Genomic DNA, 15,978 nt, shown 5'->3' with positions numbered 1-15,978 from the left:
ACATGAATGTACACTTGTGCACTGAAATTTTTATTCAAGCCTCTTTTGAGGCTTGTTCGGGTGCCTAAGACTGCCGCACTTTCGCTTTTCACGCCAGTCGCAGATGGTCGAAAAACCGTCACTACTGCACCCAGCGCTGCAGAATCTGTTGTAGGTCATTGCGTTTGAACGGCTTCGCCAGGTAATCGTTCATGCCCGCCGACAGGCAGGTTTCGCGGTCGCCCTGCAAGGCATTGGCGGTCAGCGCGATGATCGGCACCTTGCCGCGCCCGGGCAATTGGCGGATCTGCCGGGTCGCTTCGTAACCGTCGATGATCGGCAGGCGGCAGTCCATCAGAATCACTTCGAAATCATTGCCCTCGGCGCTGCATACGGCTTGCGCGCCATCAGTGGCGACGCTGACGGTAAAGCCCAGGCTGCGCAGCATGGCTTCGATGACCGTCTGATTGACCGGATTGTCCTCGACCAGCAACACATTGCGTCCCTCGCCATGCCCGTTGCCACTGGCGGCGCGCGGTGCCGCCAGTGGGGGCGGCGTCTGCTTATAGAGGGCCAGCGGAATTTCCAGGGTGAACACCGACCCCAGGCCTTCTTCACTTTGCGCCCGCAACGTCCCGCCCATGCGTTCGGCCAGGGTGCGGGCGATTGGCAGACCGAGGCCGGTGCCGCCATAGCGCCGGGAAATCGAACTGTCGGCCTGCTGGAAGGCATTGAACATCAACTCCAGACTCTGCGACGAAATCCCGATGCCGCTGTCGCGCACCGAGCAGGTGAACCAGAGCAATTCGTGATCCAGCGACTGCCATTGCGCCTCGATGCTGACCCGACCACGCTCGGTGAACTTCAAGGCGTTGCCCACCAGATTGACCAGAATCTGCCGGATCCGTGTCGGATCGCCTTGCACCTGCAAGTCGCGCATGTCCTCGGGAATCCGCAGGCTCAGGTCCAGGCCACGCTGCACCGCGCTGTGCTGAAAGGATTGGGCGCAAGCGCCGATCAGATCGGCGAGATTGAACGGGATGTGCTCCAGCTCCAGCTCCGAGCGCTCGATCCGCGAGAAGTCGAGAATGTCGTTGATGACTTTCAGCAGGTGCTCGGTCGACTCCGAGGCGAGCGCCGCGTACTCGATCTGCTCCTCGGTCATGTCCGTGGTTTCCAGCAACTGCAACATGCCCAGCACGCCGTTCATGGGTGTGCGCAGTTCGTGGCTCATCATCGCCAGGAAGTCGGATTTGGCGTTGTTGGCCTTTTCCGCTTCCTCACGGGTCTGGATCAGTTGCGCCATCGCCTGATGCTGCTCGCGGCTGGCCTGCTCCAGAGCCTGGGCGAGGTTGTTGATGTGCTGCGACAGGGCGCCCAATTCCGTGTCATCGACGATCGGCAGCGGGGTCTTGTAGTCGCCTTGCTGGATCGCCTTGACCGCGTTGCCGATATCGCGGATCGGCGCCGACAGGCTGCCGGCCAGACGCCGCGCCAGAACAAAGGTGAAGAGCAGGGCGAACAACGCCAGAATTGCGGCCTTGAACAGGATTTCCTGCTGGCGCTGACTGAAAGCATCGTTGGACAGACCGACGATCACCCGGCCCAGATAATCCTCGCTGGTTACGTTGTTGCTGGCTTTGGCGTCGTGAAAGAAATCGCTGTTCAGGGCAATCCGTTGCAGGCGCACCGGGGCCTGGAATACCTCGACCTGATGCGGTCGGTTGTGCACGTCGGCGGCTTGTTCAACGTAGGCCAGGATCCGGTTGGCGCTGTCCTGCACCTCGAGAAAACGCACGTTCGGTGTGGCCAGAGTCGCTTTGAGCAGACTTTCCAGCACTTCATTGTTGCCGGAAATCACCCCGTACTCGGTGGCCGGGGCCAGTTGATTGGCGATCAGTTGCCCGGTGTGATTGAGCTCCTGGCGCAAATCCTGGATCCGCACGAAGGTAAAGAAACTGATCAGCAACAGCGTGAGCAGCAGTGCAGGGCCCAGGCTGATCAATTGCGTGCGGGTATTGATGTCCCAGCGGCGACGCAGATTCATGGGTGGCTTTCTCCTTCAGCCAACTGGCGGGCAACAGATGCTTCATCGATTGGCTCGATACCCAGGGAACGAGCGACCTGCGCATTACTTGAAACTTTAAAGCGCTCGGGATAGAGCGTTCGCGGCCAGGTGGCCGGCGGGCGGTCAAGCAATTGGTCGAGGATGGTCAGCCAATCGGACTGATCGCTGTACGTGCTGGCCAGGCTGCCGGCTCGGACAAACGCCGCGTTGGGCCCGACCAGTGCGATTTGCCTTGAGTAACTGCTGAGCAGCAGGTTCTTCGCGGTTTTCGGGTTGTACAGGTCGGGGTCGTCAAGGCCCAGCAGCACGTCACTGTTTTTCAGGACTGTCTGCAAGGAGCGGCTGTCCTGGGTGTTGTCCCAGCGTTGACTGACGATTTGCAGGTGCAACGGCGCGGCAGCCAGTTGCAGCTCCTTGAGCAGGAATTCGCTGTGTTGATCGAACAGCACCCCCACTCGCCGCGCCTGCGGCAGAATCCGCTGAATCAATTGCAGTTGCCGCCCCAGCGGTGGATCGCTCCACAGCAGGCTCAAGTGCGCCGGTTGTGTGCCACCCAGCCGTTGCCGGGCCTGCAGGCGGCTGATGCGCAATACCAGCGTCGCCGGTCCCTGGGGTTCTTGCAGGCGCCAGTCGAGGCTTGGCAGGTCGAGCAGAATCATCCGCAAGTTGCCCGGCAACTTGCCCGGCGAAGGCAGGCTGGCCAGCGGCTGGAAGCGCACGCTGTCGGTGGGGCGCAACTCACTCAGGGCCTGGACGAAGGCCTGCACACCGGGACTGTCTTCAGCGCCGGTCAACAGAATATCGGCGGCTTGCACCGCCACGCCGTGCAGCCAAGCAGTCAAAAACAGACAGGCACCGGCCAGCCAGTGGCCAAGGGTTGGCGTCTTGTTTGCCGTGCCGTAGCGCACCCTAGAACTCCAGCTCGGCGCTGAAATACATCACTCGGCGTTCGTCGTAATTGTTGTCGACGAAGGTGGTCGGCTCGTTGTCGAGGCGCTGTTGCAGCACGCCGGCCAGTTGCAATTGAGCTTTGCCCACGGGAATGCGTTTGGCGATGCGCGTGTCGACCCGTTCGAAGCGGTAGCCGTTGAGTGCGTTGTCGCCGTAATAGAACAGGGCGCTGTTCCACCCGTGGCCCCAGTCGCGCAGCCAACCGGCGGAGCCGCTGTTGCGCGAGGTGAATTGCTGATCCAGCGGATTGCTCGCCTCGGCGTCGACGAAGGCGTAAGTGAAGCGCAGGCGATCGATCGTGCTCAGGCGCCAGTCGAGCTGGGTTTCAGTACCGCGAAAGCGTGAGCTGTTGGCGTTGCTGGCGATGTATTGGTTGTTGCGCAGCGGCTCGCTGATCATCCCGGTGATCTCGTCGTAAAACAGCTTCACATCGACCGCCAGGCCCAGCTCGGCGAAATAGCCGTTGTAGCCCAGCTCGCGCGAGCGCATGTGTTCCTGGTCGAGATTGCCCGGGCCGCGGGTCTTGACGAAGTAACGGGCCGAGGACTGACCGTAGGCCGAGGGCCGCAGGTTACTCACCTGATAGCTCCAGTTGACGTTGTTCTCGAACATGTCCGGCGAGCGGATCGCCTCCGAGTACACCGCGCGCAGGCCATGGCGCGGGTTGATCAGGTAGTTGACCGCGAAGCGCGGCGTCAGCGAACTGCCGATCAATTGGGTGTTTTCGAACATGGCGCCACCCTGCAGCAGCCAGTGTTCACTGGCGCGCCACTCCAGTTGGCCGAACGCACGCCAGGTGGTGTCGTCCAGCGTGCCGTTGAAGTAGGTTTCGGAATCCGCCCGGTCGTAACGATAGTTCATGCCGCTGACCAGTCGCAGGCTGTCGGACAGGCTGAGGGTGTCCTGCAACTCGAGGTCGTAGCGCGATTCGCGGGCGCTCTGGTCGATGTCGCCACACAGGGTCTGGCTGGCACCGTTGCGCCACTGATCCAGCACTTGATTGGCCAAGGCCATCTCCTGCGGCGTGCCAGTCTCCGGGCCAGGGCCGGTGAAACGGGTGATGTTGCGCGCCAGGCGTTCGGTGTAGTTCGGGTTGAGCTGCCACAGCTGCGTCAGTTGTGGGCTGAACGACACTTCGGCATCACAGGCGCGCCACACCTGTTGGCGATCCCAATGCTGGGCCGAGCCTTGTATATAGAGGCTGTGTTGCGGGTTGATGTCGAGGTTCCAGCGCACCGAACCGGCATAATCCTTGGCGACCACGTCGGAATTGTTCCCGGCAGCGGTAATCCCCGAGAACACCGGGCGGTAGGTGTAAGGCCGCTGGTTGCTGCCGTCCTTCGCGTTGACCTGCCAGTCGAGGCTCTGGTTGTCGTTCAAGGTCTGGCTGACGGCGAGGCTGAAGCGGTTCAAGCGGCGGCTGTCACGGTAATCGGCGCCGCTGCGGTCGTGGTCGAAACCATCGTCTTCCTGGCCGGACAGCGACAGGCGCAGATCGCCGCCATTCCAACCGGTGCCCTGGCTGGCATAGAAGTCATTGATGCCGCGTTGGCCACGGGTGTACTTCAGGCGCGTGCCGTGGCTGTCCGCCGGGTTGCGGGTGATGATGTTGACCACCGCCATCAACGCGTTGGCGCCGTAGCTGACCGTGTTCGGCCCACGGAAAACCTCGATGCGCTCGATGTCTTCCATGGCCACCGGAATATCGCTCCAGTCCACCGTGGCAAGACCCGCGCGGTACACCGAGCGGCCATCGATCAGCACCTGCATGCGCCGTGCTTCACTGGCGTTGGTCCCGTGATAGTTGACCGCAGCCTGATTGCCGCTGATGTTGCCCACCATCATCCCCGGCACCAGGCGCAGCAGTTCGCTGATGTCGCGGGCGCCGCTGGCGTTGATCAATTCACTGTCGAGTACGGTCATGCTCCCCGGCACTTCCGCCGGTGTCTGTTTCAGGCGCGTGGCCGTCAGCACCTGCGGCAGCGTTTCGCTGTCGACAAACAGGTCGTCCGCCTGCAATGCCGGGCTGATCAGCAGCGCCAGCAACAGGGATGAACGCGAGGGGGGAGAGCCAAAAGACACGACACAGCCTTGATCACAGAGAATTGGCGCGCATGTTAACCGAGGGCAGCGACTTTTCCAGTCACGATGCGGGCATTTTCCTCGGTTTTCTTGGTCTTCTTCCTACAAGTGCCGGTAATTGACGCAGGGGCTGGCCGCGACCCGGTCGCCCCGTATAATGCCGGCATCGCCACTGGTATGGATTAACGGATTGCATATGACTGAACAGCGCCCGATTGCGGTCCTGGGAGGCGGAAGTTTTGGTACCGCCGTGGCCAATCTTTTGGCCGAGAACGGCCATCAAGTCCGGCAGTGGATGCGTGACCCCGAGCAGGCCGAGGCCATCCGGGTCAATCGCGAGAACCCGCGTTACCTCAAGGGCATCAAGATTCTGCCGGGAGTGACCGCCGTCACCGACCTGCAGGCCACCCTCGACGCCTGCGAGCTGTGCTTCGTCGCGCTGCCCTCGAGCGCCCTGCGCACGGTGCTGGCCGCCCACGCCGAGCGCCTGAGCGGCAAGATGCTGGTCAGCCTGACCAAAGGCATCGAAGCCCACACCTTCAAACTGATGAGCCAGATCCTCGAAGAGATCGCCCCGCAGGCACGCATCGGCGTGTTGTCCGGGCCGAACCTGGCGCGGGAGATCGCTGAACATGCGCTGACCGCCACGGTGGTCGCCAGCGAAGACGAAGACCTGTGCAAACAGGTGCAGGCTGCGCTGCACGGTCGCACCTTCCGCGTTTATGCCAGTGCCGACCGCTTCGGTGTCGAGCTGGGCGGGGCGTTGAAAAACGTTTACGCGATCATCGCCGGCATGGCGGTGGCGCTGGAGATGGGCGAGAACACCAAGAGCATGCTGATCACCCGTGCCTTGGCCGAGATGACCCGGTTCGCGGTGAATCAGGGTGCCAACCCCATGACTTTCCTCGGTCTGGCCGGGGTCGGCGACTTGATCGTGACGTGCTCGTCACCCAAGAGCCGCAACTACCAGGTGGGATTTGCCCTCGGTCAGGGCTTGAGCCTCGACGAAGCGGTGTCGCGTCTGGGCGAAGTCGCCGAAGGCGTGAACACCCTGAAGGTGCTCAAGGCTAAGTCCCAGGAGGTTGGCGTGTACATGCCGCTGGTCGCCGGGCTGCACGCGATTCTGTTTGAAGGACGCACGCTGGAGCAGGTGATCGGTCTACTGATGCGGGCCGAGCCGAAAACCGACGTCGACTTTATTTCCACCAGTGGTTTCAACTGATTCAACAGGAAGCGAGCCATGAACGAACCGAAAACCGAAGCCAAGTACGAATCCATTCTCCTGCGGGTGCTGTGGATGATCGTCTACGTGCTGGTCTGGCAAGTGGCACAGTTCATCCTCGGCGCGGTGGTGCTGGTGCAACTGATCTATCGTTTGATCTACGGCGCCCCGAGCGCCAGCCTGATGAATTTCGGCGACAGCCTGAGCCAGTTCCTGGCGCAGATCGGCCGCTTCGGCAGCTTTCACAGCGACCAGAAACCGTGGCCGTTCGCCGACTGGCCAACCCCGCGCGCGCCGGAAGGCGAGGCGCCGCACGCCGTGCCGCCAGCCCCGCATCCGGCCCGGGATGAGGAACCCAAGCTATGAAACTCTGGGTATTGCGTCACGGTGAGGCGGTGCCTTATGGCTCGTGCCCGGACTCCGAGCGCGAGTTGACCGAGCACGGCCGTCAGGAAGCTCTGAGCAGTGCGGCCCGGTTGATCGGGCAGCCGCTGACGGCGATCTACGCCAGCCCTTATCTGCGAGCGCAGCAGACCGCGCAGATTGTCCGCGAGGCGCTGGGGTTCGAGCCGGAAATTCGTACGGTCGAATGGCTGACGCCCGAGACCGATCCGGACAAGGTCACCGATCAACTGGTGTCGGTGAGCAATGTGCTGCTGGTCAGCCACAACCCGCTGGTGGGCAATCTGCTGAGCTATCTGCAGCATGGCGCCGGGTACCCGCCGGAGCAGGTTGGCACCGCGGGTCTGGCCGAGCTGGAAAGCCCCGAGCTGTTGATTGGCTCGATAACGCTTAACAGCCTCAAGCACCCCTGACACCATTCCCTTGTAGGAGTGAGCCTGCTCGCGATGAGGCCCTGTCAGCCGAAATGGAGGTTGACTGATACACCGCTATCGCGAGCAGGCTCACTCCTACAGGTTCTTCATGCGGGCGAAATTATTTGTTGGAATTTTCCAACCAAGCACTTGCTTGGTTGACTACGCTTGCTCCAGACCAAAAAAACAGGAGCGAGTCGCATGTCTGCCGCCTTCCGTTTGCCGCTGGACGTTTTTTACGAGCGTGAGGCCCGGCACCCGCGCCAGCGCTTCCTCGTGCAGCCCATCGGCGGCGGGCAGGTCGAGACCCTGACCTGGGCCGACGTCGGTCATCAGGCCCGTTGCGCCGCGCACTGGCTGCGCGCCCGGGAATTACCGCAAGGCAGCCACATCGCGCTGATCTCGAAAAACTGCGCGCACTGGATCATCGCCGATCTGGCGATCTGGATGGCCGGGCACGTGTCGGTGCCGCTGTATCCCAACCTCACCGCAGACTCGGTGAATCAGGTCCTCACCCACTCGGAAAGCGTCCTGGCGTTTATCGGCAAACTCGATGACTGGCCGGGGATGTCCAAAGGCATTCCGCCGGGGCTGGCGACCATCAGCCTGCCGCTGCATCCGCCGGGCGAGTTCGATTTCAGTTGGAACGACCTGCAACAGAGTTCGCCGATCCAGGACGATCCGCGCCCGGCGGGCGAGCGACTGGCAACCATCATCTACACCTCCGGCACCACCGGGTTGCCCAAGGGTGTGATGCACAGCTTTGCCAATCTGGGATTTGCCACGACGCATGGCACGCAGTTGTTCGGGCTCAACGAGAACGATCGGCTGCTGTCGTACCTGCCGCTGTGCCATGTCGCTGAACGGATGTTCGTTGAACTGGCGTCGATCTACACCGGGCAAACGGTGTTCTTTGCCGAAAGCCTCGACACCTTCATCACTGATCTGCAGCGGGCGCGGCCGACCGCGATGTTCGGCGTGCCGCGCATCTGGACCAAATTCCAGATGGGCGTGTACGGCAAGATCCCGGCCAAGCGCCTGGATTTCCTGCTCGGTCTGCCGTGGATTGGCAAGCGGGTCGGGCACAAGGTGTTGGCCGGGTTGGGGCTCGATGCACTGCGCGTCGCCCTGTCTGGCGCGGCGCCGGTGCCACAGACCTTGCTCAGTTGGTATCAGAAGCTCGGCCTCGATGTGCTGGAGGTCTATGGCATGACCGAGAGTTGCGGTTATTCCCACATCTGTCTGCCGGGCCAGTACAAACAGGGCTGGATCGGCAAGCCGTGCCCGGAGGTCGAAGTGCGGATCGACGAATCGGGCGAGGTGCAGGTGCGCAGTCAGGCGAACATGCTCGGCTATTTCAAGGAGCCGCAGAAAACCGCCGAGACCCTGACCGAGGACGGCTTCCTGCGTACCGGCGACAAGGGCGAACAGGATGCCGAGGGGCGCTTGCGCCTGACCGGGCGGCTCAAGGAAATCTTCAAGACCAGCAAGGGCAAATATGTGGCCCCGGCGCCGATTGAAAACCGCCTGGCGGTGCACTCGCGGATCGAACAGGTGTGCGTGGTCGGTGATGGTCTGAGCGCGCCGCTGGGCTTGTGCGTGTTGTCGACGGTCAATCAGGACGAGGGGCGGGCGAGTCTGCATTCGAGCCTGGAAAAATTGCTCGAGGAGGTCAACGCGGTGCTCGACAAGCATGAACGCCTGCGCCGGCTGGTGGTGGTCAAGGACAGTTGGGCGGTGGAAAACGGTTTTCTCACGCCGACGTTGAAGATCAAGCGCAACGTCATCGAAGACACCTACGGCGCGCGGTTTGAAGAATGGAGCGCGCGCAGCGAGGCGGTGCTGTGGCAGGATTGAGCGACGATCAAAACAACAAAGGAAGCCTGCGATGACCTTGTGGCGCACCACTCCGAACATCGAGCAGTTGAACGCAATCCAGAAAAACACCATCGGTGAAGTGCTGGATATCCGCTTCGAGTCCTTCGACGAAGCGTCGCTGACGGCGAGCATGGTCATCGACCACCGTACCCACCAGCCTTACGGTCTGCTGCACGGCGGCGCCTCGGTGGTGCTGGCAGAAACCGTCGGTTCGATGGCCAGTTACCTGTGCATCGATGCCAGCCAGTTCTACTGCGTGGGGCTGGAGATCAACGCCAATCATTTGCGCGGCTTGCGCAGCGGGCGGGTGACGGCCGTGGCCTCGCCGATTCATATCGGTCGCACCACGCACGTCTGGGATATCCGCCTGACCAGCGATGAAGGCAAGGCCAGTTGTGTCTCGCGCCTGACCATGGCGGTGGTGCCGCTGGGCGAGCAGCCGCCGGCCCGTTGATGTTCGATGCGCCATAGCCATGACCGGACTGTCATCATTCCTGGCAGTTACGGTCATTGCTCAGGGCCGCGCTCTTGCGGACAATCAGCGCATGTTTCCGCTCATGGATTTACCGGCATGTCGCAACCGATCTTTTTCACCCACGCCAACGGGTTCCCCTCGGGCACCTATGGCAAGCTGTTCGCGGCGTTGGCGCCCGAGTATCGGGTCGCGCATCTGGACGTGCATGCCCATGACCCGCGGTTCCCGGCGGACGACAACTGGTACAACCTCGTCGACGAGCTGATCCACCATTTGCAGCAACAGGATCAACCGGTGTGGGGCGTTGGTCATTCCTTTGGCGGCGTGTTGCACCTGCACGCGGCGCTGCGTTGTCCTGAGCTGTATCGCGGCGTGGTGATGCTCGACTCGCCGGTGCTGACCCGCACCGACCAATGGGTGATCCGCGCGGCCAAGCGCTTCGGTTTCATCGACAGACTGACCCCGGCCGGGCGCACGTTGGGCCGTCGCGAAGAGTTTGCCGACCTCGACAGTGCGCGCCGCTACTTTGCCGGCAAGAGCCTGTTTCGCGGTTTCGATCCGGAGTGCTTCGACGCCTACCTGCAACACGGTTTGCACAAGGTCGGCGACAGGTTGCGCCTGCGCTTCGATCCGGCTACCGAAATCAGCATCTATCGTGGCGTGCCGCACACCAGCCCGGGCCGCACCCGGCAACTGAAAGTGCCACTGGCGGTGGTGCGCGGGCACAAGAGCCGCGTGGTGATGCGTCATCACGGCAGTTTCGTCTCGCGCCTGCCCCAAGGTGAATTGCTGAGCATGCCCGGCGGGCACATGTTTCCCCTGGAACGTCCACAGGACACCGCACGGCTGCTGAAAAATCTGTTCAACCGCTGGGAAGGTCGTCAGGACAAGGACTGCGCATGAGCCCGACCTTCGAAGAAGTGCGCCTGAGCCTGCCGCATATCGAACTGGCAGCGCATTTGTTCGGTCCCGAGGACGGTCTGCCGGTGATTGCCCTGCATGGCTGGCTCGACAACGCCAACAGCTTCGCGCGGCTGGCGCCCAAGCTCAAAGGCCTGCGCATCATTGCCCTGGACATGGCCGGGCACGGTCACTCCGGGCATCGGCCGAACGGCGCTGGTTACGCCTTGTGGGACTACGCCCATGATGTGTTGCAGGTGGCCGAGCAACTGGGCTGGGAGCGCTTCGGCCTGCTCGGGCATTCGATGGGGGCGATCGTTTCGCTGGTGCTGGCCGGCTCGTTGCCGGAGCGCATCAGCCATCTGGCGTTGATCGACGGGGTGATTCCGCCGACGGACAAAGGTGAAAATGCGGCCGAGCGCATGGGCATGGCGCTGCAGGCGCAACTGGACCTGCGCGAGAAGCGCAAACCGGTCTACAACACCCTCGATCGCGCCATCGAAGCGCGCATGAAAGGCCTGGTGGCGGTCAGTCGCGAAGCCGCCGAACTGCTGGCGCAACGCGGCTTGGTGCCGGTGCCCGGCGGTTATACCTGGCGCACCGACAATCGCTTGACCCTGCCATCGCCGCTGCGCCTGACGCAGGAGCAGGCCATGGCCTTCGTTCAGCGCATCACCTGCCCGGCGCAACTGGTGGTCGCCGCCGACGGCATGCTGGCCCGACATCCGGAGTTGCTGGAACGTCTACCCTTTAGCCAGGAACAGCTGGCGGGTGGTCACCATTTGCACCTGAACGACGAGTCCGGTGCCGACCTTGTCGCAGACTGTTTCAATCGCTTCTTCGCCATTCCTTGACTTGCACCGGGCAACTGTCGAGGCTGGGCGGGTTGAAATGGGAGACAAACACGATGGATTTCTATACCGCTGCGACCCCGACCCGCCAAGCCATGCCGATCCGATGAGCCTGACTATGCGGTCACTCAGTCTGTTGGCGCTGTGCTGTTTCAGTCCCGTTCTATTCGCAGCCGATGTGCCGGGCAGCCAGGATCTGCAGATCGTGCCGCGTCTGGCCGATGCGCAGATCGTCGACTATCGCCCTCCCGTGGAGCTCGAGCGGATTTACCCGCTGGGCTCGATCCGCAAGATCAGCGGCCAGTTACGCTTCGACGGCCAGGTCACGGCGCGCGGCCAGACCACGTCGGTGACCTACGAGTTGCCACCGGAACACGCCGCCACCGAAGCCTTCACCGCTGCCCGTGAAGCCCTGCAAAAACAGGGTGCCGAGCTGCTGTTCTGGTGTCAGGCCCGCGACTGCGGCGAAAGCAGCCTCTGGGCCAACGAAGTGTTCGGCAATGCCAAGCTGTATGGTGCCGACGAGCAACAGGCCTATCTGCTGTTGCGTCTGGCCGCACCGCAGGACAACACCCTGGTGGCGCTCTACAGCATCACCCGTGGCAATCGCAAAGCCTATCTGCATGTCGAGCAGTTCGAGGCGGGCGCACCGCTGGGCGAGCTGCTGCCGACCTCGGCCACGCTGTTGCGTCAACTCAAGAGCACTGGCGAGCTGAGCTTGCCGAAACTGGCGGGCGATCCGGATGACACCTGGTTGCGGTTGATTTCCCGTGGCTTGAACCTCGACACCACCCAGCGGGTAACGATTTCCGGGCCAAAGGCCGAGGCCTGGCGTCAGGCGCTGATCGGTCAGGGTGTGCGTGCGGCACGGATGGAGGCGGGCAGTGCCGACAGCGCGGGCCTGCGCATCGATCTGTTGCGATAAGCTGTATCGGGCGAGCACGCGTGGCGTGTTCGCCTACTCTTTGACGGACTGACTTTCTCGAGACTTTACATGCTCAATAACGATCGGCTGTTGGTGCAAATCCTCCTGCTGGTGCTGTTTGGCGCCAGCCTGTGGGTGATGGCGCCGTTCTGGTCGGCGCTGTTCTGGGGCGCGGTGCTGGCGTTCGCCAGTTGGCCGCTGATGCGTCTGCTGACCCGTTGGCTCAATGGTCGCGAATCGCTGGCCGCAGGTATCTTGACCCTGGGCTGGATGTTGCTGGTGGCGGCGCCGCTGGTGTGGCTGGGGTTCAACCTGGCCGATCATGTGCGCGATGCCACGGCGTTCATCAAGGATGTGCAGGTTGATGGCTTGCCGGAAGCACCGGTCTGGCTCGGCACTGTGCCGCTGGTGGGGGAGCGCCTGGTCGGGGTCTGGAACAGCATCGATCAGCAGGGCGCGGCACTGATGGTGTCGATCAAGCCGTATCTGGGGCAGGTCGGGAACTGGTTGCTGGCGCGCAGTGCGCAGATCGGCGGCGGGATTCTCGAGCTGACCCTGAGCATTGTTTTCGTATTCTTTTTCTACCGTGACGGGCCGCGACTGGCGGCGTTCGTGCACGGTCTGCTGCAGCGGCTGATCGGTGAGCGGGCCGGGTATTACATCGAGTTGGTGGCCGGCACCGTGCAGCGGGTGGTCAACGGAGTGATCGGTACGGCGGCGGCCCAGGCGATTCTGGCGTTGATCGGGTTTCTGATCGCCGGGATTCCAGGGGCGCTGGTGCTGGGGATCGTGACCTTTCTGTTGAGCCTGATTCCGATGGGGCCACCGTTGGTGTGGATTCCGGCGACGGCCTGGCTGGCGTGGAAGGGTGAGTATGGGATGGCGGTTTTTCTCGGGATCTGGGGGACGTTCATCATCAGTGGCGTGGATAACGTGTTGAAGCCTTATCTGATCAGCCGCGGCGGGAATCTGCCGTTGGTGATTGTGTTGCTTGGGGTGTTTGGCGGGTTGATTGCGTTTGGGTTTATCGGGTTGTTTATTGGGCCGACGTTGTTGGCGGTGGCTTATAGTTTGTTGACGGATTGGAGCAAGAGTCAGGCTCGGGTTTAGGGTGGGCGGGGATGCTATGGCTTGGCGGCCTTTGGGCCGACCAGGTTCTTGGGGTTTTGGGTGTTTATCCGTTGCTGCGGGTGTGGCGGCTGGCGGTTCCGCTCTTACAGCGGGTCACTTTTGCAGACGCCCAAAAGTAACCAAAACGCTGGGCCCCGGCGTTCGGCCCTCGCCGTGGCTCGGGTTCCTTCGTTGCGGGGTTCATCCGGGGGCATCGTCTACGGTTTGCTTCGCTGCACCTCCTCTCGATGTGTTCGACTTCGTCGAACGGTCGCTGCGCTCCCACCCCCCGGATGAATCCCTCCACTCAGCCTGCCGAAGGGGCCTTAAGATCAAGAGCTGCAGCCGAGCTAACGCTCATCCTGTTGAGTGGTGAGAAGCGGATGCGGTGTGCTGTTGATTTCTGTGGGAGCTGCGGTGCGACGATTCGACTTGCCAGCGGTGGCGGCCTGACAGCCGACCAGTCTCCAACTGGACGCACCCAATCCAACTGTAGGAGTGAGCCTGCTCGCGATGGCGGCCTGACAGCCGACCAGTCTCCAACTGAACGCACCCAATCCAACTGTGGGAGCTGGCTTGCCAGCGATGGCGGCCTGACAGCCGACCAGTCTCCAACTGAACGCACCCAATCCAACTGTGGGAGCTGGCTTGCCAGCGATGGCGGCCTGACAGCCGAGCAGTCTCCAACTGAACGCACCCAATCCAACTGTAGGAGTGAGCCTGCTCGCGATGGCGGCCTGATAGCCGACCAGTCTCCAACTGAACACACCTAATCCAACTGTAGGAGTGAGCCTGCTCGCGATGGCGGCCTGACAGCCGACCAGTCTCCAACTGAATGCACCCGATCCAATTGTGGGAGCTGGCTTGCCAGCGATGGCGGCCTGACAGCCAGCCAATCTCTGACTGAAAAAACTGAATCAAACTGTAGGAGCCAGCCTGCTCGCGAAGAGGCCCTTTCAGCCAGCCACCCTCTTCCTGCTGCATTCAGATGACCGTTCCCACACCACTCCCATGGAAACGATCACCCTTCACCTCATCAACTCAAGTCGCCACATTCAGGTATTTGCCTACCGGCGCAGCATTGTCGAGTGAATACTGTTTGCTCAAGTTGGCAATCATCCGGTTCAGCGCTTCGGTGGTGGTCTGGGTGCTGGCGGTGTTTTCCTCAGGCGGGCGTTCCCGGCCGGATTGCAGCGCGGCTTTCAATTCGTCGCTGCTCACTCCGCCGCTGCTGTCGCTGTCCAGCACCTTGAGCAGTGCGGCGCTGGTATCAGTGCTGTTCGTTGAGGTGTTGTCGCTGCTGCTCTGTAACGCGCTACTGAGTTCCGTCGCGCTGATGCTGCCGTCGCCGTCGGCATCCAGTTGGCTGAACAGTTCGTCGCTGGAGGCTTGTTGCGGTGGTGGCGGCAGGCTGGCGGTGAGTTCGTCCTGGCTGACGGTGCCGTCCTTGTTCTTGTCCAGTGCCGAGAAGATTTGGTTGCCGTCGGCGCTGCTGCCGGCGCTGGTCAGGCCGTTGTTCAGTTCATCGCTGCTAATGGCGCCGTCGCCATCGGTGTCGAGGGCGCTGATCAGGGCGTCGGCCAGGTCGGTGTCCGGGGCCTCGTCGCGGGGTGGCGGTGGGGGCGCCATGGCGGTCATTTCTTCGGCGCTGAGGCTGCCGCTGGCGTCGCTGTCCAGATCGCCGAATTGTTTGCTCAGGTTGACCAGCAGGCCGTCGTCGGACTTCTGCGACAGGGCGCTTTTCAGTTCATCCTGGTCCACCGCGCCGTCGCCGTTGCTGTCGAGTTTGGCGAACAGTTGCTTTTGCAATTGCTGGCTGCGGGCGTTCTGGGTAGAGGTGCTGCTGGTGCTGGTATAGCTCGTGTAGTTGCTGACGCTACCGATCATGGGCTCACTCCTTGGACTGTAAAACCGGTGGGCGTACCGGCTTGTGCAGACTCAAGGGGCAAGTTGTCCTGGGTGTTTGGTTTTTGTACCGGTGGATACACACGATGCAATGAGCGCCACCGAAATCTGTGGCAGCGAGCCTGCTCGCGAAGAGGTCGGCACATCCAAAGGAGAGGTTGGATCAGCCGACGCCTTCGCGAGCAGGCTCGTTGCCACAGGGAATTGGGTGGCTCTCAGGTGCGCGGCAGGCGGATGATTGCGGTCAGGCCGCCGCCGGGTGTTTCGGCCAGGTTCAATTGCCCGCCCAGTCGTTGCGCCGCTTCTCGGGCAATGGTCATGCCCAGGCCGACACCGCCGGAGTTGCGGTTGCGTGAGCCTTCCAGGCGATAGAACGGTTCGAACACTGCTTCGCGCTTGTCTTCGGCAATACCGGGGCCGTGGTCGATCACGCGGATCAGCAGTTGCTCGCGCTGATCCTGCAGCTCGATGCGCGCCTGTCCGGCATAGCGCAGGGCGTTGTCCATCAGGTTGTTGATGCACGAGCGCAGCGCCATCGGCTGCACCTGCAGCGGTGCGCAATGGCCGCTGACCTGCACGTCCGCGCCTTGGTCCTGAGCGTTTTCGCACAGCGATTCGACCAGCGCCTGCACGTCCATCAACTGCAGGGCTTCGCTGGTGCGCTGTTCGTGCAGGTAGGTGAGGGTGGCGTCGAGCATGCCGATCATGTCGTTCAGGTCCTGGCGCATCTGGCCCTGCAGTTTGTCGTCGTCGATCTGTTCCAGCCGCAGTTTCAGCCGCGACAGCGGGGTGCGCAGGTCGTGGGAGACGGCGCCGA

14 protein-coding genes are annotated in these 15,978 nt (G+C 62.3%); 9 read left to right on the top strand and 5 right to left on the bottom strand.

Translation table 11 applies throughout. The annotated features are described in order from the left end of the window. Positions 1-121: 121 nt before the first annotated feature. Genes J5M57_RS24485 through J5M57_RS24475 form a run of 3 tightly spaced genes read right to left on the bottom strand, consistent with a single transcriptional unit; the run spans position 122 to position 5,080 of the window. Positions 122-2,026: a response regulator gene (locus tag J5M57_RS24485; RefSeq protein ID WP_169842126.1), complete on the bottom strand. Its 1,905-nt coding sequence runs from the start codon at positions 2,024-2,026 to the stop codon at positions 122-124. Further along, positions 2,023-2,955, bottom strand: coding sequence for an ABC transporter substrate-binding protein (locus J5M57_RS24480; RefSeq protein WP_207848049.1), 933 nt, complete (start codon positions 2,953-2,955; stop codon positions 2,023-2,025). Before J5M57_RS24480 ends, J5M57_RS24485 begins: the two co-directional genes overlap by 4 nt. 1 nt (position 2,956) lies before the next feature. Continuing rightward, a complete protein-coding gene (locus J5M57_RS24475) occupies positions 2,957-5,080 on the bottom strand; it encodes a TonB-dependent receptor (protein ID WP_207848050.1) in 2,124 nt (707 codons plus the stop codon). 196 nt (positions 5,081-5,276) lie between these two features. On the opposite strand from J5M57_RS24475, the gene J5M57_RS24470 reads away from it, so the two are divergent. The 9 genes from J5M57_RS24470 to J5M57_RS24430 all read left to right on the top strand — a co-directional run bounded on the left by J5M57_RS24470 (position 5,277) and on the right by J5M57_RS24430 (position 13,256). Further along, the gene (locus tag J5M57_RS24470; protein WP_047600375.1) at positions 5,277-6,302 is read left to right on the top strand and encodes an NAD(P)H-dependent glycerol-3-phosphate dehydrogenase; all 1,026 of its coding nucleotides are present in this window, start codon (positions 5,277-5,279) and stop codon (positions 6,300-6,302) included. An 18-nt stretch (positions 6,303-6,320) separates the two neighbouring features. Then, positions 6,321-6,668, top strand: coding sequence for a DUF4389 domain-containing protein (locus J5M57_RS24465; protein WP_083368207.1), 348 nt, complete (start codon positions 6,321-6,323; stop codon positions 6,666-6,668). Continuing rightward, positions 6,665-7,117, top strand: a complete 453-nt coding sequence (gene sixA / locus J5M57_RS24460; protein WP_207848051.1) for a phosphohistidine phosphatase SixA — start codon at positions 6,665-6,667, stop codon at positions 7,115-7,117. Before J5M57_RS24465 ends, sixA begins: the two co-directional genes overlap by 4 nt. A gap of 201 nt (positions 7,118-7,318) precedes the next feature. Continuing rightward, positions 7,319-8,974 (top strand): AMP-binding protein, encoded by a 1,656-nt coding sequence (locus J5M57_RS24455; RefSeq protein ID WP_207848052.1) that lies wholly within the window; start codon positions 7,319-7,321, stop codon positions 8,972-8,974. Positions 8,975-9,005: 31 nt separating this feature from the next. After that, on the top strand, positions 9,006-9,449 hold the full coding sequence (locus J5M57_RS24450; RefSeq protein ID WP_207848053.1) for a hotdog fold thioesterase: 444 nt from the start codon (positions 9,006-9,008) through the stop codon (positions 9,447-9,449). Between the two features lie 117 nt (positions 9,450-9,566). Next, positions 9,567-10,373: an alpha/beta hydrolase gene (locus tag J5M57_RS24445; protein ID WP_169842119.1), complete on the top strand. Its 807-nt coding sequence runs from the start codon at positions 9,567-9,569 to the stop codon at positions 10,371-10,373. Next, positions 10,370-11,224 carry an alpha/beta hydrolase gene (locus tag J5M57_RS24440; RefSeq protein WP_207848054.1) on the top strand — a complete coding sequence of 285 codons (855 nt, stop codon included), beginning with the start codon at positions 10,370-10,372 and terminating at the stop codon, positions 11,222-11,224. The genes J5M57_RS24445 and J5M57_RS24440 overlap by 4 nt, the downstream gene beginning before the upstream one ends. Before the next feature lie 115 nt (positions 11,225-11,339). Continuing rightward, a complete protein-coding gene (locus tag J5M57_RS24435) occupies positions 11,340-12,146 on the top strand; it encodes a DUF4892 domain-containing protein (protein WP_064588723.1) in 807 nt (268 codons plus the stop codon). Positions 12,147-12,215: 69 nt separating this feature from the next. After that, on the top strand, positions 12,216-13,256 hold the full coding sequence (locus J5M57_RS24430) for an AI-2E family transporter (protein ID WP_064588722.1): 1,041 nt from the start codon (positions 12,216-12,218) through the stop codon (positions 13,254-13,256). A gap of 1,041 nt (positions 13,257-14,297) precedes the next feature. On the opposite strand, the gene J5M57_RS24425 is transcribed toward J5M57_RS24430, so the two are convergent. Beyond that, entirely contained in the window at positions 14,298-15,143 is an 846-nt protein-coding gene (locus tag J5M57_RS24425) for an EF-hand domain-containing protein (RefSeq protein WP_207848055.1), read from the bottom strand. A 233-nt stretch (positions 15,144-15,376) separates the two neighbouring features. Continuing rightward, positions 15,377-15,978: ATP-binding protein (locus tag J5M57_RS24420; protein ID WP_243435655.1), on the bottom strand; the 602-nt coding region annotated here is incomplete at its 5' end.

Origin of the sequence: Pseudomonas sp. 86_A, assembly GCF_017491705.1 — a bacterium.
Taxonomy (GTDB): Bacteria; Pseudomonadota; Gammaproteobacteria; order Pseudomonadales; family Pseudomonadaceae; genus Aquipseudomonas; species Aquipseudomonas koreensis.
Note: the sequence above shows the minus strand (reverse complement) of the source record. Positions and strands in the feature narration are given on the sequence as shown.